A 22777-nucleotide genomic window follows, 5' to 3' on the forward strand; every position below is an offset into this window, starting at 1 on the left:
GTGCGCGATGGTGCGGGGTGATCCGGATGTGCGCGGCGCGGATTCGGCGCGTGCACGGATGCCACGCGGGATGGCCCCGACGAGCGGTCGGAGGGCCGGGAATGCGGGAACTCGACGGATCCCGCTCAGACAGTGCGACAGAGCATGGCGGCGACGCGGCACAGGTCCACTGCCCGCCGCTTCGTGAGATCCGCCCGTCCCCGCTGTGGGAGACCGCTAATAGAGCACTGCATGGCACCGATCGTAGGGACGTACGGGCGGACATGTCACCGTTGTGTCGTATATTGAGACACGATCGTCCGAAGGGTGAGATGCGCGAGGGTGCCGAGGCTCCGGGAGCAAGCCGTCCCGGGCGCGGAAGCCGCCGAGCATCTACGGGACGGACTCGACCGTCTCAGTATGTGGCGGCCCGGCCCGTACGGGGGCCCACTACCCGGCTGCGGTGGGTGTTATCCGGCGAGGCGGACGTCGGTCCCCGTCACGGAGATCTCCAGTCCGGCGGCGGTCGGCTGGATCTTCTGCAGCTTCAGGCCGTTCGGCAGTGTGCCGACCTCGCGCTCGAAGTCGGTCTTCTCGCGGACGAGCCCTTCGAGGCCGGGGATGCCCTCACCCGGCACCTTGTCCGCGTGGACGCGGACGGTGTGGCCGTCGACCAGGGTGACGGTGGACAGGACGCTGCGCGAGATCGTCCGGTTGATGACGGGGACGGTCACCGTGCCGGTCACCTTCACCTTGCCGTTGCCGCCGTACTCGACGGCGACGTCCTGGGCGGCGGCCTCGGTCAGGTCCTCGTACGAGATGACGGCCGTGCCGGTGGCACGGGCGGCGGTGGCGCCGGAGAAGCCGTCGGTCAGCCGCACCTGGTGCAGTTCCGCGTCCATGCTGCTGATCCGGAGCGTGCGGCCGGCGGCGGTCGCCTCGATTCCGGTGATCTTCACGTCGACCTCGTCGAGTTCCGATCCGGCGACCTGGGTCAGGAACGGGAAGCCCTTGATGGAGACGTCCGTGGACCCGATCCGCGCTCCGGAGACCACCACCCGGTCCGCCGCCTCCGACTCTGCGAGGTACACCGCCGCACGGTCCACGGCGATGAACACCCCGGCCAGAACCACTACGACGATCAGCAGTATTCGCAGTGCACGCACGCCTGTCCTCCCCCGCGCCACATCCATCCGGACCCTGGCGCCGGTGAGCCTACTGCGGCCGCACGTCACGCCCCGGGTGATCGACGAGCGGAAGCCCCCCATCGGTTCCCGGTGGAGGGCTTCGGCATGCCGGCGACGCGGTACGGATCTACGTGAGCGCGCGCCCGATCAGATAGACGGCCGGGGCGGCCGCGGTGAGCGGCAGCGCCACTCCCGCCGTCATGTGCACGAAGCGTGACGGGTAGTCATAGCTGGCCACCCGCAGCCCGATCAGCGCACAGCCACCGGCGGCGAAGCCGAGCAGCGCCCCCTTGGCCCCCAGGTCGGTGACGGCGCCAGCCACCGCACCGGCGCCCGCCGCGACGACCAGCGCCGCCACGACGGAGGCCGGTCCGGGCAGCGGCAGCGCCCGGACGACCACGGCCGCGGCGACGGCCACACCGCCGACCGTCACGGCGTCCGGGACGGCAGCGAGGTGCCCGGCGGCGAGGACCGCGAGCGCGGCCGAGGCGACGGTGGCCATCAGCCCCTGCATCCGCTCGTCGGCACCGGCCCGGCTGCGCAGCTGGAGCACGACGGTGAGCAGCACCCAGACACCGAGGGTGCCCAGGATCGCGGCGGGGCCGTTCTCCCGGCCGGCCGCGAGCAGCGCCACATCGGCGACGAAGCCGCCGGCGAAGGCGAGCGCGATGCCCTGGCGGGCCGGCCACATGCCGTTGAGCCGGAACCATCCCGCGGCGGTCACCGCCTGGAGCAGCACCAGCGGGACAACCAGGGCGTACTGCCCGACGGCCGCGCCGAGCGCGAGCAGCAGCCCGAGCCCCGCGGTGATCGCGGCCGGCTGCATCCCGGGCGCGATGACCGGCGAACGGCCCTCGGCGCGGGCGCGCTGGGCGTCGGTGATGCGGCTGTTGCCCAGGGTGGTCGGCGCGCTGTAGCCGTCCTCGCCCTGCACGGGGGCTGCGGGGGCTGCGGCCGGGGCGGGCGCGGCGGGAGCGGCCTGGGCCTCGGGGGGCAGCGGGTACGAGCCGGACGCGCCCTGCGGCGGCGACAGGTACGCGGTGTCGTCCGCGGCAGCCTGCACGGGGGGTGCGGGCTGCACCGGCGACAGGTACGCGGTGTCGTCTGCGGCAGCCTGCACGGGCTGAGCGGGCTGCACGGGCTGAGCGGGCCGGATCGTCGGCTGGTACTGGGTGTCCCAGGTCTGGCCCTCCCAGGTCTGGGCGACCCCCTGGTCACCGGCCGGCCAGCCGGTCCCGGGCTGCGCCTGGGGGACCTGCGGGGCGGGCGGACCCTGCTGCGGGTACGCGACGGCCTGCTGGGGCGGGTTCGGGTCGTACCCGCCCTGCGGCGTCCCGTACGGCGCCGCGTCCCCCCCGTAGGGCGTCTGCTGCCCGTACGAGGGGTCCGCGTATCCCCCCTGGTCCGCGTATCCCTGCCCGGGATGCGCCTGACCGCCGTACGACGGGTCACCGTACGAAGGGTCGGCGTACGAAGGATCCCCGTAGGGCTGTTGCTGCTGCTGCGGCTCCTGCCCGTACGGATACTGCGGATGCTGCTGCGGCGGGTACGGCTGTTGCTGATCGCTGCTGCTCATGTTCTGCGGTTCACCCTCCTGCGAACGGCGGGAGCACCTCGACCGTGCCGCCCTCGGCAAGGCGTACGGTCTCATGGCTCCGGGTCCCGACGGGGTCACCGTCGATGAGGAACGAGCACCTTTGCAGTACGCGGCTCAGCTCGCCGGGGTGCCGTTCCCGCACCGCGTCGAGCGCCTCTTCGAGCGTCGCAGCGGTGTACGGCTCCTCCGCGGTTCCGGCCGCGGCCTTGGCGGCTGCCCAGTAGCGGATCGTTCCCGCAGGCATGGCGGCACTCCTTTCGTCTCGCGTCAGCTGTCCATCATGGTTCACCGCGTCATCGCCCAGTCGGCGATGCGGGTGAGCAAGGTCTCGTCCGCCGCGTTCTCCGCGTGGCCCATGCCGGGCTCCAGCCACAGGTCGGCGGCCCCGCCCGCCGCGTCGGCGAGCATCCGCGGGTGGTCGAGCGGGAAGTACGGGTCCTGGTCGCCGTGCACGATCAGGAGCGGGGCCGGGGCGATCCGGCCGGCGGCCTCGACCGGGGAGAGCGGGACGGGGTCCCAGTCGTTGCGATCGATCCGGACCCCGAACCCGTACCGCCCGACCAGCCTCCCGGTGGGGCGGGTGACCATCCAGTGCAGGCGGCGCATCGGCGCCGTCCCCCGGTAGTACCAGCGCGCCGGCGCGCTCACGGACACTACTGCGTCCGCGTGCGCCTCCCCATGCGCTTCCGTGCGCCCCCCGGCCTCTCCCTCCGCGCCGGGACGCGTATACAGCGCCCCGTGCCGGAGCACCACGGAACCGCCCATCGAGAACCCGGCCGTAACGACCCGCGTGTGCCCGAGCGACCGCGCCCAGGCCACCGCGGCCGCCAGATCCAGCACCTCGCGGTCACCCACCGTGGACCGTCCGCCCGAGCGCCCGTGCCCACGGAAGGAGAACGTGACAACCGCCGCACGCTGGGAGAACACCCGCGCGGCGCGCCGCACCGCGGGGCGGTCGGCCGAACCGGTGAATCCGTGCGCGACCACGATCACCGGGCCGGCGCCGCCCCCCTCGGCGGCCGCGCCGGCATCCGCCGTACACGGCTCGTACACCGCCTCGATACGGGTCCCGTCATCGGTCGGCAATGTGGTCCGCAGCGGCCCGCGCGTGATCAAGGGAACAGAGGAACTCCGAAATCGCCCCTCGGACACAGAAGTCATGTGGGCTATTCTGCTGGGAAGAGGATCCGGGCAATGCAGCCCCCGGGTCCTTTTGTGCTTTCCGCGCGTTGTTACGACGACGTTTCGACAAGCTCAGCGGTCCCGGGCGCGGGGCCGCACCGGTAAAGGCCGTATGACGAAAGTCGTACGACCACGCACCAATCAGCGTACGAAGCAGTGCCGCATACTCCCCCGGGTCCGACCCGGGAGTGCCCCTCTCGCAGGGAACGAGGAGGACCGACGTAATGGGCGAGCCAACCGTGCACGATCATCGACCGACTACCCAGGCAGGTGGGCGGCGATGAGTTCACTGCTGCTCCTGACGAATGCCCTCCAACCGTCGACGGAGGTGCTTCCCGCCCTCGGCCTCCTGCTGCACAGCGTGCGGGTGGCTCCCGCCGAAGGCCCCGCTCTGGTCGACACCCCTGGTGCCGACGTGATCCTCATCGACGGGCGCCGCGACCTCCCGCAGGTCCGCTCGCTCTGTCAGCTGCTGCGGTCCACCGGACCGGGCTGTCCGCTGATCCTCGTCGTCACGGAGGGCGGCCTCGCGGCCGTCACCGCGGACTGGGGCATCGACGACGTGCTGCTGGACACGGCGGGCCCCGCCGAGGTCGAGGCGCGACTGCGGCTGGCCACCGGCCGGCAGCAGATCACCGCCGACGACTCCCCGATGGAGATCCGCAACGGTGATCTCTCGGTGGACGAGGCGACCTACAGCGCGAAACTCAAGGGCCGGGTCCTGGACCTGACCTTCAAGGAATTCGAACTGCTCAAGTACCTGGCGCAGCACCCCGGCCGGGTCTTCACCCGCGCCCAGCTGCTCCAGGAGGTCTGGGGCTACGACTACTTCGGCGGTACGCGGACGGTCGACGTCCACGTACGGCGGCTGCGCGCCAAGCTCGGACCCGAGCACGAGTCGTTGATCGGCACCGTCCGCAACGTGGGCTACCGCTTCGTCGCACCGGAGAAGGTCGAGCGTGCCGCCGCGGAGGAGGCCAAGGCCGCCGCCGCGAAGGCAGCCACCGAAACCCTCACCCGTTCGGAGCAGCCGGAGGTTGCCGAGGTGACGGAAGAAGCCCCGGTCCGGCCTGCCAAGAGGTAGGTATATCCGCGTAGACTGCCGCGCGTGGCCAAGGTGACGCGGGACGATGTGGCGAGACTGGCGGGGACGTCGACCGCAGTGGTCAGTTACGTCATCAACAACGGACCCCGGCCGGTCGCCCCGGCCACGCGCGAGCGGGTGCTCGCCGCGATCAAGGAGCTGGGCTACCGGCCCGACCGGGTCGCCCAGGCGATGGCCTCGCGGCGGACCGATCTCATAGGGATGATCGTGCCGGACGCGCGGCAGCCGTTCTTCGCGGAGATGGCACACGCGGTCGAACAGGCCGCGGCCGAGCGCGGGAAAATGGTGCTGGTCGGCAACTCCGACTACCGCGACGAGCGCGAGGTCCACTATCTGCGGGCCTTCCTCGGCATGCGGGTCTCCGGCCTGATCCTGGTCAGCCAGGGCCCCAGCGAGCGCGCGGCGGCGGAGATAGAGGCGTGGGACGCCCGGGTCGTGCTGCTGCACGAGCGGCCCGAGGCGATCGACGACGTCGCGGTCGTCACGGACGACGTCGGCGGCGCCCAGCTCGCCACCCGCCACCTGCTGGAACACGGCAACGCGTACGTGGCGTGCCTCGGCGGCATGGAGTCGACCCCGGCGGTCGGCGACCCGGTCGCCGACCACGTCGAGGGCTGGCGCCGGGCGATGCACGAGTCGGGCCGCTCGACCGAGGGCCGGCTCTTCCAGGCCCCGTACAACCGTTACGACGCCTACCAGGTGGCCCTGGGGCTCCTCGCGGGCCCCGACCGTCCCCCGGCGATCTTCTGCACGACGGACGACCAGGCCATCGGGGTGCTGCGGGCCGCGCGCGAGCTGCGGATCGACGTGCCCGGTGAGCTCGCGGTGGCGGGCTTCGACGACGTGAAGGAAGCCGGTCTGACGGATCCGCCGCTCACGACGGTCTTCTCCGACCGCCCGGCGATGGCGCGGGCCGCGGTCGACCTGGTGCTGGACGACTCGCTGCGGGTGTCGGGCTCGCGGCGGGAGCGGCTGAAGCAGTTCCCCTCGGCGCTGGTGGTCCGGCGCTCGTGCGGCTGCGGAGAGCCGCCGGCTGCGCAGCGCGGCTGAGAGCCTGCCTGACGGCAGGCACGGGCAGAAGCGCTGAGAAGCGCGGAGAAGGGCGGGACGCGCGCTACGAGCCCTTCAGCCCCAGGTCGGTCCTGGTGTTCCTGCCGTCGCCCGCGGTCGGGCCCGCAGACGGGCCCGCGGCGCGGAAAGTGCGCCGGTACGCGGACGGGGCGACCCCCGCCTCCGCCGCGAGGTGCCGCCGCAGCGAGGTGGCGGTGGCGAAGCCAACCTCGTGGGCGACACGTTCCACCGGCAGGTCGGTGGATTCCAGCAGGTGTCGTGCCCTCCGCAGCCGTTGCTGGGTCAGCCAGCGGCCGGGGCTCAGACCGGTCTCCTCCTGGAAGCGCCGGGCAAAGGTGCGGGTGCTCATCGCCGCTTGCGTGGCCAGTTCGCCCAGCGACAGCGGCAGTTCAAGCCGCTGGAGCGCCCAGTCGCGGGTCGGCCCGGTGCCGGTTCCGCTCGCCGGCGGCAGCGGCCGCTCGATGTACTGCGCCTGCCCGCCGTCCCGGTACGGCGGCACGACGCAGCAGCGGGCGACATGGTTGGCCACCTCGCTGCCGTGGTCCTGGCGTACCAGGTGCAGGCAGACATCGACGCCGCTCGCCGCCCCCGCGGAGGTCAGCACGTCACCGTGGTCGACGAAGAGCACCCCGGCGTCGACCTCGACCCGGGGGAAGAGCTCCTGGAAGTAGTCGGTGAGCGCCCAGTGGGTGGTGGCCCGGCGCCCGTCGAGGAGACCGGCGGCGGCCAGCAGGAAGGCACCGGTGCAGATGGACACCAGACGAGTACCGGGGCGGACGCGGGAGAGAGCGGCGAGAGCTTTCGGGTCCGGGGCCGCAGCCGAGACCGGCGAGATCGCGTACGGCGGGATGACCACGGTGTCCGCCTCGTCCAGCACCGCGGGACCGTGCCCGGGGGTGACGGTCAGGTCCGAATCGGTACGCACGGACTGCCCGTCCACGCTCGCGGACAGCACCTCGTAGCGGCCGTCGGCGGAACCCAGGACCCGGTGCGGGATGCCGAGTTCGAAGGGGTAGACGCCGTCGAGGGCAAGAACGACGACCTTGTGGGCGCCGGACCGCAGGCCCGGACGCAGCCGACTGCCCGCTTCGGCCGCGCGGTCGGCGCAATCGGCGCGGTCGGCACGATCACGGGCCCGGGGCGGCCGGGCGGACGCCGCACAGGCGGCGTGAGTGCCGGAGGCGTCGGGAACGCGGCGGGCCGCAGGGTCGCAAGGCATGGCAGAAATGTATCGGATGCTGACCTTCTTGCCATCGTCCGGACCGGAGCGTACGGGCCAGGATCGAGGCATGACTTCGACGGACACTCCTCAGAACCTCGTCTCCCCGGACTCCGCGAACCCCGCTCCCCCCGAGGGCGCCCCGATGATGCTCGCCCTGCACCAGACGGCCCTCGGCGGCCCCGAGGTCCTTCGGCTGACCGAGCTTCCGCGGCCCGCGCCCGGCCCCGGGGAGATCCTCGTCGCCGTGCACGCGGCCGGCCTCAACCCCACGGACTTCAAGCACCGCGCCCTGACTGTCTTCCTGCCGCCCCCGCCGCTGACCCTCGGCTGGGACGTCTCCGGCACCGTGGTGGAGACCGGCTTCGGCGTCACCCTCTTCCGGCCCGGTGACGAGGTGTTCGGCATGCTGCCCTACCCGTACGGGGCCGGCTCCCACGCGGAGTACGTGACCGGCCCCGCCCGCGCCTTCGCCGCCAAGCCCGCCGGGATCGACCACGTCCAGGCGGCCGCTCTGCCGCTGGCCGCGCTCACCGCCTGGCAGGCCCTCGTCGAGACCGCGGGCCTCCGGGCCGGGCAGCGGGCGCTGATCCACGCCGCGGCGGGCGGTGTCGGTCATCTCGCCGTACAGATCGCCAAGGAACGCGGCGCACACGTCACCGGGACGGCGAGTGCCCCCAAGCACGACTTCCTGCGCGAGCTCGGCACGGATGCCTGCATCGATTACCGCTCCGAGGACTTCACCGACACGGAGGAGCTCTACGACGTCGTCCTCGACACCCTCGGCGGTGAGACGGCCACCCGTTCCGTGGGCGTACTCCGTCCCGGCGGCGTCCTCGTCTCCCTGCTGCCGGGCGACAAGGACACCCGGGCCGCAGCGGAGAAGGCACAGGTCCGCGCTGTCGTCCTGCTCGTGGAGCACGACCACGCCGGAATGCGCGCCGTCGCCGAACTCGTCGACCGGGGCAGGCTCCGCGCCCACGTCTCCGGCACCTTCCCTCTCGCCGAAGGAGCCCGGGCCCACGTCCGGGGGGAGACGGGCCGCACCACAGGCAAGCTGGTCATCACCGTGCGCTGAGGCGAAGCGGGGCCGGTGCGGAGGATCCCTGCGCGGGGCCTGTGCGGAGGATCCTTATATCGGGCATACGAGGTTCTGCCGGGCTTCTCAGCAGGGACTCAGGGTCCTCTCATGTTCGCTGGACACTCTCGTAGACATGACAGAGAGCCAGCGCCCGAGCGGCGAGTACCCGATGTACCCCTCGTACGGCAACGGCGACGCGGCCTACCCGCCGCCGCCGTCATACCAGCCCGTCCAGCCGGTCGCGATGGGCCCCGGGACCACCGTGTGGCCCGCCCCCGGCACGGCAGACGCGTACACCGGCGGTGCGGGTCACGGCGGTGACGGCGTCCACGGGCTGCCGCAGCCGGCGCCCGAACCGTCCGCCCCCCGCCGCCGGGTCCGCCGGCCGGTCGCGCTCCTCGCGGCGGTGGCCATCGCGGCCGCGATCGTCGGGGGCGGCACCGCCACCGTGATCGGGCAGCTCACCGACAACGGCACCGGCGGTACGGCCGGCAGCGTCATCCCCGGCACCACCGTCTCGCAGAGCAGCAAGGGCACCGTCTCCGGCGTGGCCGCGGCCCTCTCGCCGACGATCGTCGAGATCGGCGCGACCTCGACCGCGGGCCAGTCCACCGGCTCCGGCGTGGTCATCACGTCGGACGGCGAGATCGTCACCAACAACCACGTCATCGCCGGCGCCTCGTCCATCAAGGTCACGCTGAGCACCGGCAAGACGTACACCGCCGACGTCGTCGGCACCGATCCCGACAAGGACCTCGCGCTGATCAAGCTCCAGGGCGCGAGCGGCCTGAAGACGGCCACCCTCGGCGACTCCTCCAGGGTGGCCGTCGGCGACCAGGTCGTCGCGATCGGCTCGCCCGAGGGCCTCACCGGCACGGTCACGAGCGGCATCGTGTCCGCGCTCGACCGCGATGTCACGGTTGCCAAGGACGACGCCAACGCCGACAGCAGCCAGGGACAAGGTCAGGGCCAGGGACAGGGCGGCGGACAGCAGTGGCCGTTCGAGTTCGGCGGACAGCAGTTCAACGGCGACACCGGCGACTCCACCACCACGTACAAGGCCCTCCAGACCGACGCCTCGCTGAACCCGGGCAACTCCGGTGGCGCCCTGATCAACATGGACGGCGAGATCATCGGCATCAACTCCGCGATGTACTCGGCCAGTTCGTCGAGCGGTTCCAACAGCTCCAGTGCGGGCAGCGTCGGCCTCGGCTTCGCCATCCCGGTGAACACCCTCAAGGCCGACCTCGACACGCTGCGGGCCGGCGACAGCTCCTGAGCCGCGCCGCGCGACGCCGCGCCACGGCCGTGCGAGGCTGAGAAAATCGGCGGTGCGCCCGGCCCCGCACGGAACGAGAAGAGGACGAAGCAGCGATGAGCCCCGCCGAAGACGATCCCCAGCGCATCCTGATCGTCGACGACGAGCCCGCCGTGCGCGAGGCCCTGCAGCGCAGCCTCGCGTTCGAGGGGTACGGCACCGAGGTCGCCGTCGACGGTCTCGACGCCCTCACCAAGGCGGAGTCGTACGCCCCCGACCTCATCGTTCTCGACATCCAGATGCCGCGGATGGACGGGCTGACCGCCGCGCGCCGCATCCGTTCCACGGGCACCACCACGCCCATCCTGATGCTCACCGCCCGTGACACCGTCGGCGACCGTGTCACCGGACTCGACGCGGGCGCCGACGACTACCTGGTCAAGCCCTTCGAGCTGGACGAGCTCTTCGCCCGCATCCGGGCCCTGCTGCGCCGCAGTTCGTACGCGGCCGCGGCGGGCCCCGTCCCCGACGACAACGTGCTGTCCTTCGCCGACCTGCGAATGGACCTCGCCACCCGCGAGGTCACCCGCGGCACCCGCCGCGTCGAGCTCACCCGCACCGAGTTCACCCTCCTGGAGATGTTCCTGGCGCACCCGCGCCAGGTGCTGACCCGTGAGCAGATCCTCAAGGCCGTGTGGGGCTTCGACTTCGAACCGAGCTCCAACTCCCTGGACGTGTACGTGATGTACCTGCGCCGCAAGACCGAGGCGGGCGGCGAACCGCGCCTGGTCCACACGGTCCGCGGCGTGGGATACGCGCTGCGCTCGGGCGGGGGCGAGGGATGACCGGCCCGCTCCGGCGGATCCGCGCCCTGCCGCTCCGCTCCCGGCTGGCGCTGCTGGTCGCGACCGCGGTGGCGGTGGCGGTGGCGGCGGTGGCGGCGGCGTGCTGGTTCGTGACGAAGGCGCAGCTGGAGCATCAGATGGATACGACGCTGCGCAGCACGAAGGGCGACAAGGACTACCTGAGCAGGCTGTACGGTTACTGCTCGGGCATCAACCAACCGCCGCCCAAGCTCTTCTCCAACGCGGACACCGTGCAGATCCTGGGCGCCGACGGAACGGTCTGCATCGCCCCCGACACACCGAAGCTCCCGGTGAGTGCGGCCGACCTGGCAGTGGCCGCCGGCGAGGACCGCAGCGCGCTGCACACCACGACCGATTCCGACGACGTGAAGGTGCGCGTCTACACCTACCAACAGCAGTTCCAGATCAGCGCCCGCGTGCCGCCGACAGACCTCGCCGTCTCCATCTCCCGCCCCCTCAGCGAGATCGACAAGCCCCTCACCACCCTCGCCTGGGTCCTCCTCCTCGTCTCCGGCATCGGTGTCATCGGCGCCGGCGCCGCCGGGCTCTGGATCGCTCGCTCCGGACTGCGCCCCGTCGACGAGCTCACCGAGGCGGTCGAGCACGTGGCCCGCACCGAGGACCTGACCGTCCGCATCCCCGTGGAGGGCGAGGACGAGATCGCCCGCCTCTCCCGCTCGTTCAACTCGATGACCGCCTCGCTGGCCACGTCCCGCGACCGGCAGGCCCAGCTCATCGCCGACGCGGGCCACGAGCTGCGCACCCCGCTGACCTCGCTCCGCACCAATGTCGAGCTCCTGGCTCGGAGCGACGAGACCGGCCGGGCCATCCCGCCGGACGACCGCAAGGCGCTGATGGCGTCGGTGAAGGCGCAGATGACGGAGCTGGCCTCGCTCATCGGCGACCTCCAGGAACTCGCCCGCCCCGACGCGGCGGACCCCAGCCCGCTCCAGGTGATCGCGCTCCACGACATCACCCGCACCGCCGTGCAACGCGCCCGTCTGCGCGGCCCGGAACTGACGATCACGGCGGAGCTGGCCCCCTGGTACGTACGGGCGGAGCCGGCCGCCCTGGAGCGGGCGGTCGTCAACGTCCTGGACAACGCGGTGAAGTTCAGCCCGTCCGGCGGCACGATCGACGTCGTCCTGCACCGGGGCGAGCTGACGGTCCGCGACCACGGCCCCGGCATCCCGGCCGACGAGCTCCCCCACGTCTTCGAACGCTTCTGGCGCTCCCCGTCCGCCCGTCAGCTCCCCGGCTCCGGCCTCGGCCTGTCGATCGTGGCGCGTACGGTCCAGCAGGCCGGCGGCGCAATCGACCTGCGCCCCGCCCCGGGCGGCGGCACGGAGGCGGCGATCCGCCTCCCGGGCGCACCGCAGCCACCGCCGGAGGCTCCGCGGGGGTAGGGGGCGAGGTTTCAGAGGCGCCGCCGGAACTCCGCTGTGAACTGCGGAGCTCCTCCGGCTGCCAGCCGGTCCAGCAGCCCGTGCACATCTCGCGGTTCGCGCGGGCAGCTCTGCGCCTGGGCCCTCAGAACCGTGAACACGTCCACCGGTGCAAGATCGAGCAGGTCCAGCAGGAAATCGTCGGGCCTCAGCACCTCGATCTCGTACGGATCCGCTGCGTCTGCGGGAAAGTCCCTCACGTTCAGTGTGACCACCGCATGTGCTGACCGCGGACCGCCGCGGCCAGCACATGGCGATCCTTCGGATTGTTGGGTCATCGCAGGTATCAGCTTGCCGTAGCCCGTCACGAGACTGTCGGGAAACGCCCCTGCCATCGTCTCGACCAGGGCTTTGGCCTTCTCCGCAGACACCTTGTCGGCGATGTTGCGCCTCAGCTCTTCCAAGATCTCGGCCGACCACGCGGCTCGTACAGCTCCGCCTCGGCCATCCTCAGCAAGGTGTCTCTGAGGTAGTTCGGAAACAGGACGCAGGTGTCCAGGACCACGCGCTGCACATCGCTCCAGCTGACTCAGGCGCCTATCGGGTTCAGCTGCCGTAGAGTCCGGCGTCCTCTGTCAGCTCGATCAGTTCGTCGAGGCCTCGGCTTCTCCGGGTGCGACGCTTTTCCTTGTACTCGAGCACATCAGCCAGCAGCACTCTGCGGTGACGGCCCGGCCGGGAATAGGGCACCTCGCCCTCGTCCAGAATCTTGACGAAGGTGGGCCGGCTGACACCCAGCAGATTCGCGGCTTCCTGCGTGGTGAGCGTGGTGTTCACCGGAGCAACCGTGACCGCCTTGCCCTCCGACAGCGCACGGACGACCACCATCAGCGCTTCGTAGACCTCCGGGGGCAACGTCTTCGTCGAGCCGTCCGGGCCACGTAGCAAGGCGGGCTCCACCGCCTGTGGGGGCCGGTCGAGGAACGCACAGAGCTCCGCGATCTCCGCGCGGTGCTCAGGTAGCAGAGTTCGGTCTTCAGCGGTGCTGTGCATGGCTCTCTCTCCTTTGAAGATGAACCCAGCATCGCGCAATTCGAAAGAAACGCAACCGGCTACGCCCCCTCCAGCCGCCCCGCCAGCGCCCGCAGCCCCGCCACGATCTCGGCCGCGTCCGGCGCCTGGTCCGGGTCGGTCAGCCACTGGATCATCACGCCGCTCATCAGCGCGAGCTGCACCGACCCGAGCCCCCGCACATCCGCCTCGGCCACCTCCGCCTCCGGCGCCCCGGTCAGCTGCGCCGCGATCCCCCGGCGGCCCTCGCGCTGACCGGCGGCCAGGAGGGCCAGCAGGTCCGGGGAGCTCTGGGCGTGGACGAAGGCCTCCACCGAGGCGATCCAGAGCCAGCGGTCGGTGCGGTACGAGGCGATCTCGCGCGCCCACAGGTCCGCGTACCGCTCGGCAGCCGAGCCGTCGCCCACCCCGGACTCCGCACCGATCCCCCGACCCCACTCGTCGATGGCCGCGAACAGTGCCTGGTTGAGCAGGGCCTCGCGGGAGCCGAAGTGGTAGCCGATGGCCGCCATGGAGACCCGGGAGGCGGTGGCAATGTCGCGCACGGTGGTGCGGAGGTAGCCCTTGCCCCCCAGGCAGCACCTCGCTCCGGCCAGCAGATCCTCGCGGTTTCCCGTGCCCGGGATCGTACGGCTCCGCCACTTGGGCAAGCGATCTATACAAACGTATTGTGCAATCGATCTATACGGGCGTACAGCTCCTGTCATGACGCAGCAGCGCACCGCCGCATCCCGACGTGAACTGACCCTCGACGGCCCCGCCTCTCCTACCTCGACCACGGCCCCGCCACCGGCCGCCCGCTCCTCGCGCTGCACGGCCATCTCTCCGAGGGCGCCTCCTTCGACGACCTGGCCGTCGAACTCGGCCCGGAATGGCGGGTCATCGCCCCCGACCAGCGCGGCCACGGCGACTCCGACCGCGCGGCGGACTACAGCCGCGAGGGTTACGTCTGCGACCTCACCGCGCTCCTCGACCACCTGGACCCCGGCCCGGTCGTCGCCCTCGGGCACTCGCTCGGCGGCATCAACGCGCTGTACCTCGCGGCCGCCCGGCCGGCCGCGGTCACCGCCCTCGTCAACACCGACGCACCGGTGGACCTGCCGCACCAGGACCCGGGCCCGCTGGCGTTCCTCGCGGGCTTCCCGTACACCGCCCCGACCCGGGAGGAACTGATCGCCGCCTGCGGCCCGGTGGGCCCGATGGTGGGGCCCCTGCTCCGGCCGCTGCCGGGCGGCGACGGCTGGCGGCTGCCGTTCCACCCGCAGGACACACTCGCCTCCGAACGGCAGGTGCACGGCGACCACTGGGCGCAGTGGCTGGCGAGCGACTGCCCCGCGCTGGTGATCAACGGCCGCACCAGCCAGGCCCTGCCCGCCGAACAGGCCGCCGCGATGGCGTCACTGCGCCCGCGCACGTCACTCGTCACGCTGGAGGCGGACCACTTCGTGCAGCTCCAGGACCCGAAGGGATTCGCGCAGGCGGTACGGGAGTTCCTGGCGGGGCTGTGAACGGGGCCTTACCACCGCTCCGCTTCGCACCCCGGAGTTGAGAGGGAAGCAGGCGCTCACGCACGCCCTTGAGGCGGCCCCAGCCGTATCTGTCGCGCCTACTTCTCTCTCAACTTCACTGGTGGGCCCGCCGGTCCATCACGCGAGATCGTCGAACTCCCCCTCCTTCGCCCCGCCGAGGAAGGCGCGGAGCTTGGCACGGGTGGTACGGACGACCACGTCGGGGTTGTCGCTCTCGCGGAGGAGTATCTCGCCGTCGTGCGCGGCGAGTTCGAGGCAGTTGTTCCCCTCGGCTCCCGATGACTTCGAGGACTTGCGCCACTGGATTTCCATGATCCTCATGCCTTCATGCTCTGTGTGATTCCGCGAATGAAGTCCCGCGAGCCCTGCGCATCGAGGGACCGGCTCTCGATCCGGTCCAGCACAGCCCGGTAGTTCACGAGGCGGGCCTCAGCATCGATGAACGTAGGGCCCGTCGCCGTGTCGGTCTGTACGGTGTCGAGCTGCGGGACCGGTCCGCGGACGTATTGTGTCGAACTGCCGATCTCCGGGAAACCGCCTGCCGCGAAGGGGATCACCCGGACCGTGACGTTGTCCCGCTCCGACTCCTCCAGGAGATGGCCGAGTTGGCCCAGGGCAACCCCGGGACCGCCGTACGTCATCCGCAACGCGGCTTCATGGATGAGGAACGTACACGTCGGTGCTCCCGACCCGTCCAGAACATCGCGGCGCCTCAGCCGGTGCGAAAGCAGGCGCCGGAGGCGTTCCGGGCTCAGAAGCGGCACGGCCTCGGCGAAAACGGCACGCGCATACTCCTCGTTCTGCAACAGCCCTGGCATATACATGATCTGCACCGACCGGATGGCCGTGGCATGATGCTCCAGTTCCGCCAGATCGAGCGCGCCGCTGGACAGTTCGCCCCGGCACTCCTCCCACCACCCGTTCGTGCGCTCCTCGGCCATGCCGGCCAAGGCGTCGACGTACGCGGTGTCCGGGCACTCGTAGTGCGCGGCCCATGCACGCACGCGCTGGGAACTCACTCCGGATCGTCCCGCTTCACTGTTACTGACCGTGGTGCGGTCAGTGCCCAGTACGGCAGCCGCTGCATTGAGCGACAGGCCAGTGCGTTCCCGGAGTCTGCGCAGTTCCGTGCCCAGCCGACGTTGGCGCGCGGTGGGCGCCTTCCTCGATGCCATGGACTCCCCTCCTTATCGAGCCCCAGTGTGACTCGTCACTCGACAGGATTCACTTGACCCAGCATGTTGCCCATTTCAACCCAACATGTGAGGTGACGCACTAGGGTCGCTCTATCACCGCACCGCATGCCGCCGACCGAAGTGCAGTCGTATCAGCGCCACTTGCGACAGGCGCGCCCGTACGGCCACCACCAAGGTCAACGAGCAGCGCACCGGTTCGAAGCGCACCACGTGGGGAGAACGCCATGACCAGCGTCAACGCCATCGCACCCGCCACATCGCCGCACCACCGGGACGGTGAGAGCTACCGGCTCTCCCTCCCCAACACCGCGCGTTCGGCGGGAATCGCCCGCGACTTCGTCACGTCGCTGCTCACCGGCAGCCCGCACAGCGGCATCGTCGACGACGCCCGGCTCTGCGTCACCGAAGTGGTGGCCAACGCCCACCGCCACACCCGTACTTCGCTGATCGGTGTCCATGTGACCGTGGACCTGGAGCACGTGACCTTCGCCGTCTCCGACGACAGGCCGTGGACCGCGCCTGCGCCGGGTCGCAGGCCCGGAGGCCGTGACCGTGAGGGCGGTTGGGGGCTCTTCCTCCTGGAGGAGCTCGCCTCGGCGTGGGGATCCGACGTCTGCGGCTGCTGCTCCCCGCGCCACAAGACGGTGTGGTTCACCCTCGCCGGGGAGGCGGGCGTCACCGCCTGACGGCCCCCGCCCGGCCGCCCGCCCAGATCCACCCGCAGGCCCGTCCTCGGCCTGCCCTGCTCCGACGGACCATGATGCGCCGCACCACCGGCGCGGCCTCGCGCCGCGCTGCTTCGCCATGCCCGAATCCGGCATGGACCCCCGTACCCCGCACCTCGCAGGAGGTCGACTCGACCGCTGCCCGGCGTGCCCGGCCGCACGCATGGCTGCCTGCCGTGACATGGCTGATCAACGCCGGTCTGCACCCGCGCGCAACGGCAACGACCCTGGCCGTGGCACAGGACCTCGCGGGCCGGATGGACTACCGGCTGGGGCTCGTGCTGTACGACCTCGAAGGCACGGCCGACCGATGCGGAGTGTCGACGGCGACAGTGAAGCGCCACGTCCGGGTCCTGCGGGAGCTGGGCGCGCTGGCGTGGCACCGGCACGGCACGAAGAAGAACCTTCGGCTCCCGGGCCGCCCGTACACGGCCACAGCGACGATCTACGCGGCGACGGTCCCGGCCGCGTACGACGAGGCGATGGGGCACAGGATCGACGGCTCCGGGTACCGGGCCCGGGTGGCCGGAGTGACGGACGAGGGGTGGGCGCTCGCGGTGCGGGCCGCAGCCCGTTCGCATCCACACCCTGTGGACAACGGGCGGCTTCGCACGCGTGGTTGCGCCGAGCCTGCACCCCATTCTCCTGGGCGGCACCACCACGTACCTACCGTAGATCTGGACGGGTGCTTCCACTACACCTCGCGCACGCGCGCGCCGCGCGCGAGGGCGACCGCGCACAGGAGTCCGACGCAAGTGGCCCGGGACATCGGCATCGCACGGCAGGTCAGGCCGCTCGTCGGCTGGACCCGGCCGGAGGGGCTTCGTCGCCTGGCCTTCGCGCTGCGCCCGCTGATCGACCGGGGCCTGGAGGCCCACCACATCGCCGCCGAACTGCTCGGGATGTCGGTCGCCTGGCGCCCCGAGCGCCCGGCCGCGTACATCGCCGCGTGCCTCGCCCGGGACCACCCCACCGAACCGGGCCACCCGGCGGACACCGAACTCACGGCCGACCCCGCCACGCACCCGGAGTGGCAGCAGTGGCTGAACAACCGCCGCACCGAAGAACCGGCCCGCACGGACGACGACCGCCGCCACGCCCGGCTCTACGCGTGGGACCGCTGGTACGAGGTGGCCGCGCACTACGACGCCGATCCCGACGACGCCCTGGACCTCTACGGGACCCGGCTGTGCGCCTACGCCGTCGCACGGGCCGCACGCACCGCCGGAACCCGGACCTGACCCTGGACGGTGGCTCAGGCAGCCGGATTGTGCCGGATCAGCGACTCCACCAGTCCGGACCGGGTCGCCGGGAAGTCCAGCGGGACGATGCCGAGCCCGGTCCAGCCGGCCGTTCCCGAGCCGTCGAGGAACGACTGGACCTGAGGGTTGAGCCGGTCGGCGTTCCAGCGGGGCGGCATCAGGGCGGCCGTGCTCACGTAGTTCATGAACAGCTTGCCCGGCTGCTCGGCCGCCCTGCGGAACTGGGCCTCGATCTTCGGGTACTTGGCGAACGGCTCCGCCATGTATTCGTCCTGGATGTCGAAGAGCCCCGGATCGGCGTACCGCACCCCTGGCAGACCGCCGTTGTCGGCGAGGAGCACCACCTTGCCGCGGGCCCCGCCCAGCGTCGGCAGCGCGGAGTCGATGTGGAACAGCGGGCGCCAGCCCCTGCCGTCGAGGTAGTCGTCGAAGACCGCACGGAACGCCGCGTCGCTCTCCTCCGAGTACTCCTGCTTGACCCGCATCAGCACGGTCTCGGTGGGGTGCGCCGCGAGGAAGTCCCAGCAGGCGCCGAGCACATCACCGAACATCAGGTTCTGGTACGAGGCTCCGTGATGGATCGCGAAGGAGCCACCGGTGATCCGGCACCGTACGTCGAGAAAGCGCAGCCCGCTGTTCAACTGCTCCGCGATCGTCGTGTTCTGGCACTCGGTCCAGGGGCCGCCGTAGCGGGCGCCGGAGTCGTGCGAGCCGGGGATGGTGAGCCGCTGGAGCGCGGTGGAGTCCGCGATGCCGCGCATCCAGTCCTGCACGGTGAGGGCCTGCCGGGCCTCGGCGCGCGCGGGCGCCGTGCCGACGAGGGCGGTGGCGGAGACGGCGAGCGCTCCGGCCAGGAAGTGTCTGCGGTTCGCGGTGTACGGGCTGAACGGGCTCATACGGGGACGCCTCCGGGTGCCGTGTGGGGTCAGCGGTCAGAGTATGACCGGTGCACGTCACCAAGGACAGGGTGCCGGATGCCCGCGCACCGGGCTCTGGCGGGTTCAGGCCGGCGCACGCCACAATCGCCGCATGAGCATCGAACTGATCGTGGCGTGCCTCTCCGGTGCGGTTGCCCTCGGCAGCATCGCTCTCAGCGGCAGGGGCGCACGACGACAGGCTCTGCTTGCCGCGCAGTTGGAGTACAGCTCCGCCCAGCGCTCCCAGCACGAACGGCGGCAGGACCTCATGAGCGGGTACCGCGACCCCTTGCTCATGGCCGCCTTCGACCTCCAGTCCCGCCTGGAGAACATCACGGACCGGCAGAGGGGCTTCCTGACGACGCACTACCTTGAGGGCACACCTCGCGACCGGGCGTACGCCCGCACCAGCACGCTGTTCGTCTTCGCCGAATACCTCTGCTGGGTGGAGATCATCCGCCGGCGCATCCGCTTTCTGGACCTGGGCGCGGACACACACAACCGCATTGTCGTCGACCTGCTCCTGCGGACCCGCGCGAAGCTGGCCTCCGACGCGCACGACAGCTGTCTTCTCCTCTACCGCGCGGAGCAACGCGCGATCGGCGAAATCATGACCACCGAAGACGGCGACGCCTGCATCGGATACGCAGAGTTCTGCCGACGCCTGGACACCGACCCCGTGTTCACGGATTGGTTCGCCCGGCTCGACGAGGACATCGAAGAACTGGCGTCGAGGACCACAGCGTCCTCGCGGCTGACCGGCCTCAGAACGCTGCTGCTCGAACTGGTCGCCTGTCTCGATCCCCACAAGGTGCACTTCCCGGCCGAACACCTCCTGCTGAGGCCACGGCACCCGTCCGCCGCCGCCCTGCCCCTCGACGAGGACCGCACATGACACGCGAGTGGGGCGGCGAGCCACCGGCCCGCCGCCCCACTCGCCTGCGCACTGCGCGCGCACTGCCCAGAGCTACTGAAGGACCGTGATCCGGTCCGTCGCCGGCGGGGCCAGCGGCGCCGCGGCCGTGGAGTGCGCGGCCAGGTAGGTGTTGAACAGGTCCAGGTCGGAGGCGCCCACGAGCTTGTTGGTACCCGCGCCGAGGGCCGCGAAGCCGTCGCCGCCACCCGCCAGGAACTCGTTCATCGCGACCCGGTAGGACTTGGCCGGATCGATCGCCTCACCGTTCAGCTTGATCGTGTCGGTGACCACGCGGGCGGCACCGGCCTTCGTCATGTCCAGGGTGTAGGTGAGGCCCTTCGAGATCTGGAGGATCTTCGGGCTGGCCTCGTTCGAGCCGCTGACCTGCTGCTGGAGCGCGGACACCAGCTGCGCACCGGTCAGGTCGACGACGTTCATCATGTTGGTGAACGGCTGCACGGTGAACGACTCCCCGTACGTCACGACGCCGTCGCCCTCACTGCCGGTCGCCTTGTAGACCAGGTCGGCACGGATGCCGCCGGGGTTCATGAACGCGACGACCGCCCCGCCCTTGTCCGCCGGGGCCAGACCCTCCAGCTGCGCGTCGGCGATCAGGTTGCCGAGCGGCTTCTCGGGGGCCGTGGAACCGCGGCCGTTGATGTCGGCGGAGATGAAGCCCTGCGGGCGGTTGGCGATCGGTGCCGCGAGGGTGTTCCAGCGGGCGATCAGGTCCGTCATGTCGGTGGCCCTGTCCTGGTCCCGGGTGACGATGTGGTTCGCCGAGACCGGGTTCGCGGGCGCCGGGTGGTGCTTCGCGGACGTCTTCACCGCGGTGCGCACGATGTCCTTGGTGCGGCGGTCGTACGTGAGCGTCGTGTCCGTGTACAGCTTGCCGAACGACGAGGCCGAGGTGACCAGGCGCGGGTTGCCCGCCGGGTCCGGGATCGTGCACACGTACGCCTGGTGGGTGTGGCCCGTGACCAGCGCGTCGACCTTCGGCGAGATGCCCTTGGCGATGTCGGTGATCGGTCCGGAGATCCCGTCACCGGCAGCCGGGCTGTCGCAGTCGTAGTTGTACGAGGTCGAGGCCGGGGCGCCGCCCTCGTGGATCAGCGCGACGATGGACTTCACGCCCTGCCGGTCCAGCTCCTTGGCGTACTTGTTGACCGTCTCGATCTCGTCGTGGAACTTCAGGCCCTTGACGCCGTTGGCCGTCACGATGTTCGGCGTGCCCTCCAGGGTCACCCCGATGAAGCCGATCTTGACCCCGTTCTTCTTCCACACCGTGTACGGCTTGAGGATCGGCTTGCCGGTCTTCTCGTCCGTCACGTTGGCGGCGAGGTACGGGAAGTCGGCGCCCTCGAACTTCTTGCCCTGCTCGTAACACCCCTCGACCGGGTGGCAGCCGCCGTTCTGGAGACGGCCCAGCTCGGTGGCACCCTCGTCGAACTCGTGGTTGCCGACGGTCGTCACATCGAGGTCGATCTTGTTGAGCGCCTCGATGGTCGGCTCGTCGTGGAAGAGGCCCGACAGCAGCGGGCTCGCCCCGACCATGTCGCCGCCGGCCGCGGTGATGGAGTACGGGTGGCCCTTGCGCGCGGCACGCAGCGAGGAGGCGAGGTACTCCACGCCACCGGCCGGGACGGCCTTCGTGGTGCCGTCGGCCTGCGTCTCGGTGACCGATCCGGCCGAACCGGCCGGCGGCTCCAGGTTGCCGTGCAGGTCGTTGAAGGACAGCAGTTGCACGTCGACGGTCCGGGCCGGCGTGTGGTGGCCGTGGCCCTTGCCGTGCCCCTGGGCGCCGGCCGGCATGGCGGCGACCAGGGCGCCGACGGTGGCCAGACCGGCCGCGGCGGCGAGCACCCGCCGGGACGCGCGGTTCTTCTGTGGTGACGCTGACATCGGTCCCCTTGTGGGTTCAGCGGGTGGTGTGAGGGTGGTGACAAGTCTGGAGACTGCGTGCCGCAGCCTAGAGTCAACGCGCGTAGCGCGACAGATGTCTGGGGTTACGAATAGGTTGCCGCCCGAGCGGAACGGGGCCATTCACTCATATGGCGTACATATGAGAGCAGAAACGTCACCGCTTGCATCAAGGGCGCAAATCTGTACGCCATGGACAGCGACACCACACCGAAGGCCGTCGTCCCCGCTCAGCAGGGGGCAGGACTGCCTCCCGGCTTCCACGAGATGATCGACGACCTGAAGTCGATCGTGCGGGGCGCGCATGTGCGCGCACAGCTCAAGGTGAACACCGAGATGCTCCAGATGTACTGGGAGATCGGGCGGACGATCCTGGCGCGGCAGCGCGGGGAGAGGTGGGGCACGAAGGTCATCGACCGGATCGCCACCGAGCTGCGGACGGAGTTCCCGAACCAGCGGGGGTTCAGCCGATCCAACCTCCACTACATGCAGCAGATGGCCAGGACGTGGCCGGACTCGATTGTCCAACAAGCCGTTGGACAATTGCCCTGGGGCCACATCGTCACCCTCATGAGCAAGTGCAAGACCTCCTTCGAGCGGGACTTCTACGCTCAGCACGCCGTCCATCACGGCTGGTCCCGCGACTACCTGGGCTCGATGATCCACACGAAGCTGCACCTCGCCGAAGGCGCCGCGGCCAACAACTTCGACGTCACGCTGCCCGCCGGCTCCGACGCCGTGAAACAGATCTTCAAGGACCCCTACCGTCTCGACTTCACCGAGCTGGCGGGCCGTCCCGCCGAGCGCGATCTGGAGGACGCTCTCGTTGCCCAACTGGTCCGGTTCCTGACCGAGCTGGGTGTCGGTTTCGCCTTCGTCGGACGCCAGTACCCCATCGTTGTGGGCGACAGCGAATACCGCATCGACCTGCTCTTCTACCACTGCAAGCTGCACTGCTACGTCGTCCTGGAGCTCAAGACCCGCAAGGCCCACCCCGAGCACTTCGGCCAGCTCGGGTTCTACGTCTCGGTGGTCGACGACCTGGTCCGGGACAAGGACCACGACGGGCCGACCCTCGGCATTCTCATCGCCGAGAGCCGCGACCGGGCGGTGGTCGAGTACGCGCTGCGCGGGTACAACCAGCCCCTCGCCGTCAGCACGTACGCGGGCCTGCCCGACCGGGTACGCGAACTGCTGCCCGCCGCCGAGGACCTCTCCCGCATCGCCGACGGCGTGCTGAACCCGCCGGAGCCCAACAGCTGAGCGTCGAAGGGCCACGCACCCCCGCCCCCCACCCCACCCCCCGTACGC

The 22777-nt window shown here is 70.8% G+C and carries 24 protein-coding genes; 11 read left to right on the forward strand and 13 right to left on the reverse strand.

Going from position 1 to position 22777, the window contains the following annotated elements:
* Window positions 1–125: 125 nt before the first annotated feature.
* The 5 genes from ACIBJG_RS23335 to ACIBJG_RS23355 all read right to left on the reverse strand — a co-directional run bounded on the left by ACIBJG_RS23335 (window position 126) and on the right by ACIBJG_RS23355 (window position 3924).
* Window positions 126–233 (reverse strand): putative leader peptide, encoded by a 108-nt coding sequence (locus ACIBJG_RS23335; protein WP_353962123.1) that lies wholly within the window; start codon window positions 231–233, stop codon window positions 126–128.
* Between the two features lie 216 nt (window positions 234–449).
* Window positions 450–1145 (reverse strand): DUF2993 domain-containing protein, encoded by a 696-nt coding sequence (locus ACIBJG_RS23340; RefSeq protein ID WP_399310042.1) that lies wholly within the window; start codon window positions 1143–1145, stop codon window positions 450–452.
* Between the two features lie 148 nt (window positions 1146–1293).
* Complete coding sequence (locus ACIBJG_RS23345) at window positions 1294–2742, reverse strand: hypothetical protein (protein WP_399310043.1); 1449 nt, start codon at window positions 2740–2742, stop codon at window positions 1294–1296.
* 10 nt (window positions 2743–2752) lie between these two features.
* On the reverse strand, window positions 2753–3007 hold the full coding sequence (locus ACIBJG_RS23350; protein WP_352125639.1) for a MoaD/ThiS family protein: 255 nt from the start codon (window positions 3005–3007) through the stop codon (window positions 2753–2755).
* A 41-nt stretch (window positions 3008–3048) separates the two neighbouring features.
* Window positions 3049–3924 carry an alpha/beta hydrolase family protein gene (locus ACIBJG_RS23355; RefSeq protein WP_399310046.1) on the reverse strand — a complete coding sequence of 292 codons (876 nt, stop codon included), beginning with the start codon at window positions 3922–3924 and terminating at the stop codon, window positions 3049–3051.
* Window positions 3925–4225: 301 nt separating this feature from the next.
* Here ACIBJG_RS23355 and ACIBJG_RS23360 point away from each other — a divergent pair, with 301 nt between their 5' ends.
* Together ACIBJG_RS23360 and ACIBJG_RS23365 are read left to right on the forward strand one after the other, a co-directional pair.
* Window positions 4226–5029, forward strand: coding sequence for a response regulator transcription factor (locus tag ACIBJG_RS23360; RefSeq protein ID WP_399310048.1), 804 nt, complete (start codon window positions 4226–4228; stop codon window positions 5027–5029).
* Between the two features lie 24 nt (window positions 5030–5053).
* Window positions 5054–6100 (forward strand): LacI family DNA-binding transcriptional regulator, encoded by a 1047-nt coding sequence (locus ACIBJG_RS23365; RefSeq protein ID WP_148019478.1) that lies wholly within the window; start codon window positions 5054–5056, stop codon window positions 6098–6100.
* Between the two features lie 64 nt (window positions 6101–6164).
* Here the strand turns inward: ACIBJG_RS23365 and ACIBJG_RS23370 are convergent, their stop codons facing one another.
* A complete protein-coding gene (locus tag ACIBJG_RS23370; protein WP_399310050.1) occupies window positions 6165–7340 on the reverse strand; it encodes a GlxA family transcriptional regulator in 1176 nt (391 codons plus the stop codon).
* Between the two features lie 70 nt (window positions 7341–7410).
* Here ACIBJG_RS23370 and ACIBJG_RS23375 point away from each other — a divergent pair, with 70 nt between their 5' ends.
* The 4 genes from ACIBJG_RS23375 (at window position 7411) to ACIBJG_RS23390 (ending at window position 11951) form a co-directional block, all read left to right on the forward strand.
* Entirely contained in the window at window positions 7411–8418 is a 1008-nt protein-coding gene (locus tag ACIBJG_RS23375) for an NADP-dependent oxidoreductase (protein WP_399310052.1), read from the forward strand.
* Window positions 8419–8554: 136 nt separating this feature from the next.
* Window positions 8555–9700, forward strand: a complete 1146-nt coding sequence (locus tag ACIBJG_RS23380; protein WP_399310053.1) for a S1C family serine protease — start codon at window positions 8555–8557, stop codon at window positions 9698–9700.
* Between the two features lie 95 nt (window positions 9701–9795).
* Complete coding sequence (locus ACIBJG_RS23385) at window positions 9796–10524, forward strand: response regulator transcription factor (RefSeq protein WP_399310055.1); 729 nt, start codon at window positions 9796–9798, stop codon at window positions 10522–10524.
* Complete coding sequence (locus ACIBJG_RS23390; protein WP_399310056.1) at window positions 10521–11951, forward strand: sensor histidine kinase; 1431 nt, start codon at window positions 10521–10523, stop codon at window positions 11949–11951. The genes ACIBJG_RS23385 and ACIBJG_RS23390 overlap by 4 nt, the downstream gene beginning before the upstream one ends.
* Before the next feature lie 11 nt (window positions 11952–11962).
* On the opposite strand, the gene ACIBJG_RS23395 is transcribed toward ACIBJG_RS23390, so the two are convergent.
* The 3 genes from ACIBJG_RS23395 to ACIBJG_RS23405 all read right to left on the reverse strand — a co-directional run bounded on the left by ACIBJG_RS23395 (window position 11963) and on the right by ACIBJG_RS23405 (window position 13651).
* On the reverse strand, window positions 11963–12394 hold the full coding sequence (locus ACIBJG_RS23395; RefSeq protein ID WP_399310059.1) for a PIN domain-containing protein: 432 nt from the start codon (window positions 12392–12394) through the stop codon (window positions 11963–11965).
* A gap of 142 nt (window positions 12395–12536) precedes the next feature.
* On the reverse strand, window positions 12537–12983 hold the full coding sequence (locus ACIBJG_RS23400) for a helix-turn-helix domain-containing protein (protein WP_399310060.1): 447 nt from the start codon (window positions 12981–12983) through the stop codon (window positions 12537–12539).
* A gap of 59 nt (window positions 12984–13042) precedes the next feature.
* Window positions 13043–13651 carry a TetR/AcrR family transcriptional regulator gene (locus ACIBJG_RS23405; RefSeq protein ID WP_399310062.1) on the reverse strand — a complete coding sequence of 203 codons (609 nt, stop codon included), beginning with the start codon at window positions 13649–13651 and terminating at the stop codon, window positions 13043–13045.
* A 198-nt stretch (window positions 13652–13849) separates the two neighbouring features.
* On the opposite strand from ACIBJG_RS23405, the gene ACIBJG_RS23410 reads away from it, so the two are divergent.
* Window positions 13850–14509 carry an alpha/beta fold hydrolase gene (locus ACIBJG_RS23410; protein WP_399310178.1) on the forward strand — a complete coding sequence of 220 codons (660 nt, stop codon included), beginning with the start codon at window positions 13850–13852 and terminating at the stop codon, window positions 14507–14509.
* Window positions 14510–14647: 138 nt separating this feature from the next.
* Here the strand turns inward: ACIBJG_RS23410 and ACIBJG_RS23415 are convergent, their stop codons facing one another.
* Window positions 14648–14842 carry a DUF397 domain-containing protein gene (locus ACIBJG_RS23415; RefSeq protein WP_399310179.1) on the reverse strand — a complete coding sequence of 65 codons (195 nt, stop codon included), beginning with the start codon at window positions 14840–14842 and terminating at the stop codon, window positions 14648–14650.
* Window positions 14843–14847: 5 nt separating this feature from the next.
* A complete protein-coding gene (locus ACIBJG_RS23420; RefSeq protein ID WP_399310065.1) occupies window positions 14848–15705 on the reverse strand; it encodes a helix-turn-helix domain-containing protein in 858 nt (285 codons plus the stop codon).
* A 245-nt stretch (window positions 15706–15950) separates the two neighbouring features.
* On the opposite strand from ACIBJG_RS23420, the gene ACIBJG_RS23425 reads away from it, so the two are divergent.
* Together ACIBJG_RS23425 and ACIBJG_RS23430 are read left to right on the forward strand one after the other, a co-directional pair.
* Window positions 15951–16412 (forward strand): ATP-binding protein, encoded by a 462-nt coding sequence (locus ACIBJG_RS23425; RefSeq protein WP_399310066.1) that lies wholly within the window; start codon window positions 15951–15953, stop codon window positions 16410–16412.
* Between the two features lie 215 nt (window positions 16413–16627).
* On the forward strand, window positions 16628–17692 hold the full coding sequence (locus ACIBJG_RS23430; protein ID WP_399310068.1) for a cell wall protein: 1065 nt from the start codon (window positions 16628–16630) through the stop codon (window positions 17690–17692).
* Between the two features lie 14 nt (window positions 17693–17706).
* On the opposite strand, the gene ACIBJG_RS23435 is transcribed toward ACIBJG_RS23430, so the two are convergent.
* A complete protein-coding gene (locus ACIBJG_RS23435) occupies window positions 17707–18609 on the reverse strand; it encodes a phosphatidylinositol-specific phospholipase C (protein WP_399310070.1) in 903 nt (300 codons plus the stop codon).
* Window positions 18610–18742: 133 nt separating this feature from the next.
* Between ACIBJG_RS23435 and ACIBJG_RS23440 the strand changes: the two genes are divergently transcribed.
* Complete coding sequence (locus ACIBJG_RS23440; RefSeq protein ID WP_399310072.1) at window positions 18743–19525, forward strand: hypothetical protein; 783 nt, start codon at window positions 18743–18745, stop codon at window positions 19523–19525.
* A gap of 72 nt (window positions 19526–19597) precedes the next feature.
* Here ACIBJG_RS23440 and ACIBJG_RS23445 read toward each other — a convergent pair whose 3' ends face one another.
* Window positions 19598–21448, reverse strand: coding sequence for a bifunctional metallophosphatase/5'-nucleotidase (locus ACIBJG_RS23445; protein WP_399310073.1), 1851 nt, complete (start codon window positions 21446–21448; stop codon window positions 19598–19600).
* 210 nt (window positions 21449–21658) lie between these two features.
* Between ACIBJG_RS23445 and ACIBJG_RS23450 the strand changes: the two genes are divergently transcribed.
* Window positions 21659–22729, forward strand: a complete 1071-nt coding sequence (locus ACIBJG_RS23450; RefSeq protein ID WP_399310074.1) for a YhcG family protein — start codon at window positions 21659–21661, stop codon at window positions 22727–22729.
* The last annotated feature ends 48 nt before the right edge of the window (window positions 22730–22777 follow it).

This window comes from Streptomyces sp. NPDC050422, from assembly GCF_044458665.1.
Lineage (GTDB): Bacteria > Actinomycetota > Actinomycetes > Streptomycetales > Streptomycetaceae > Streptomyces.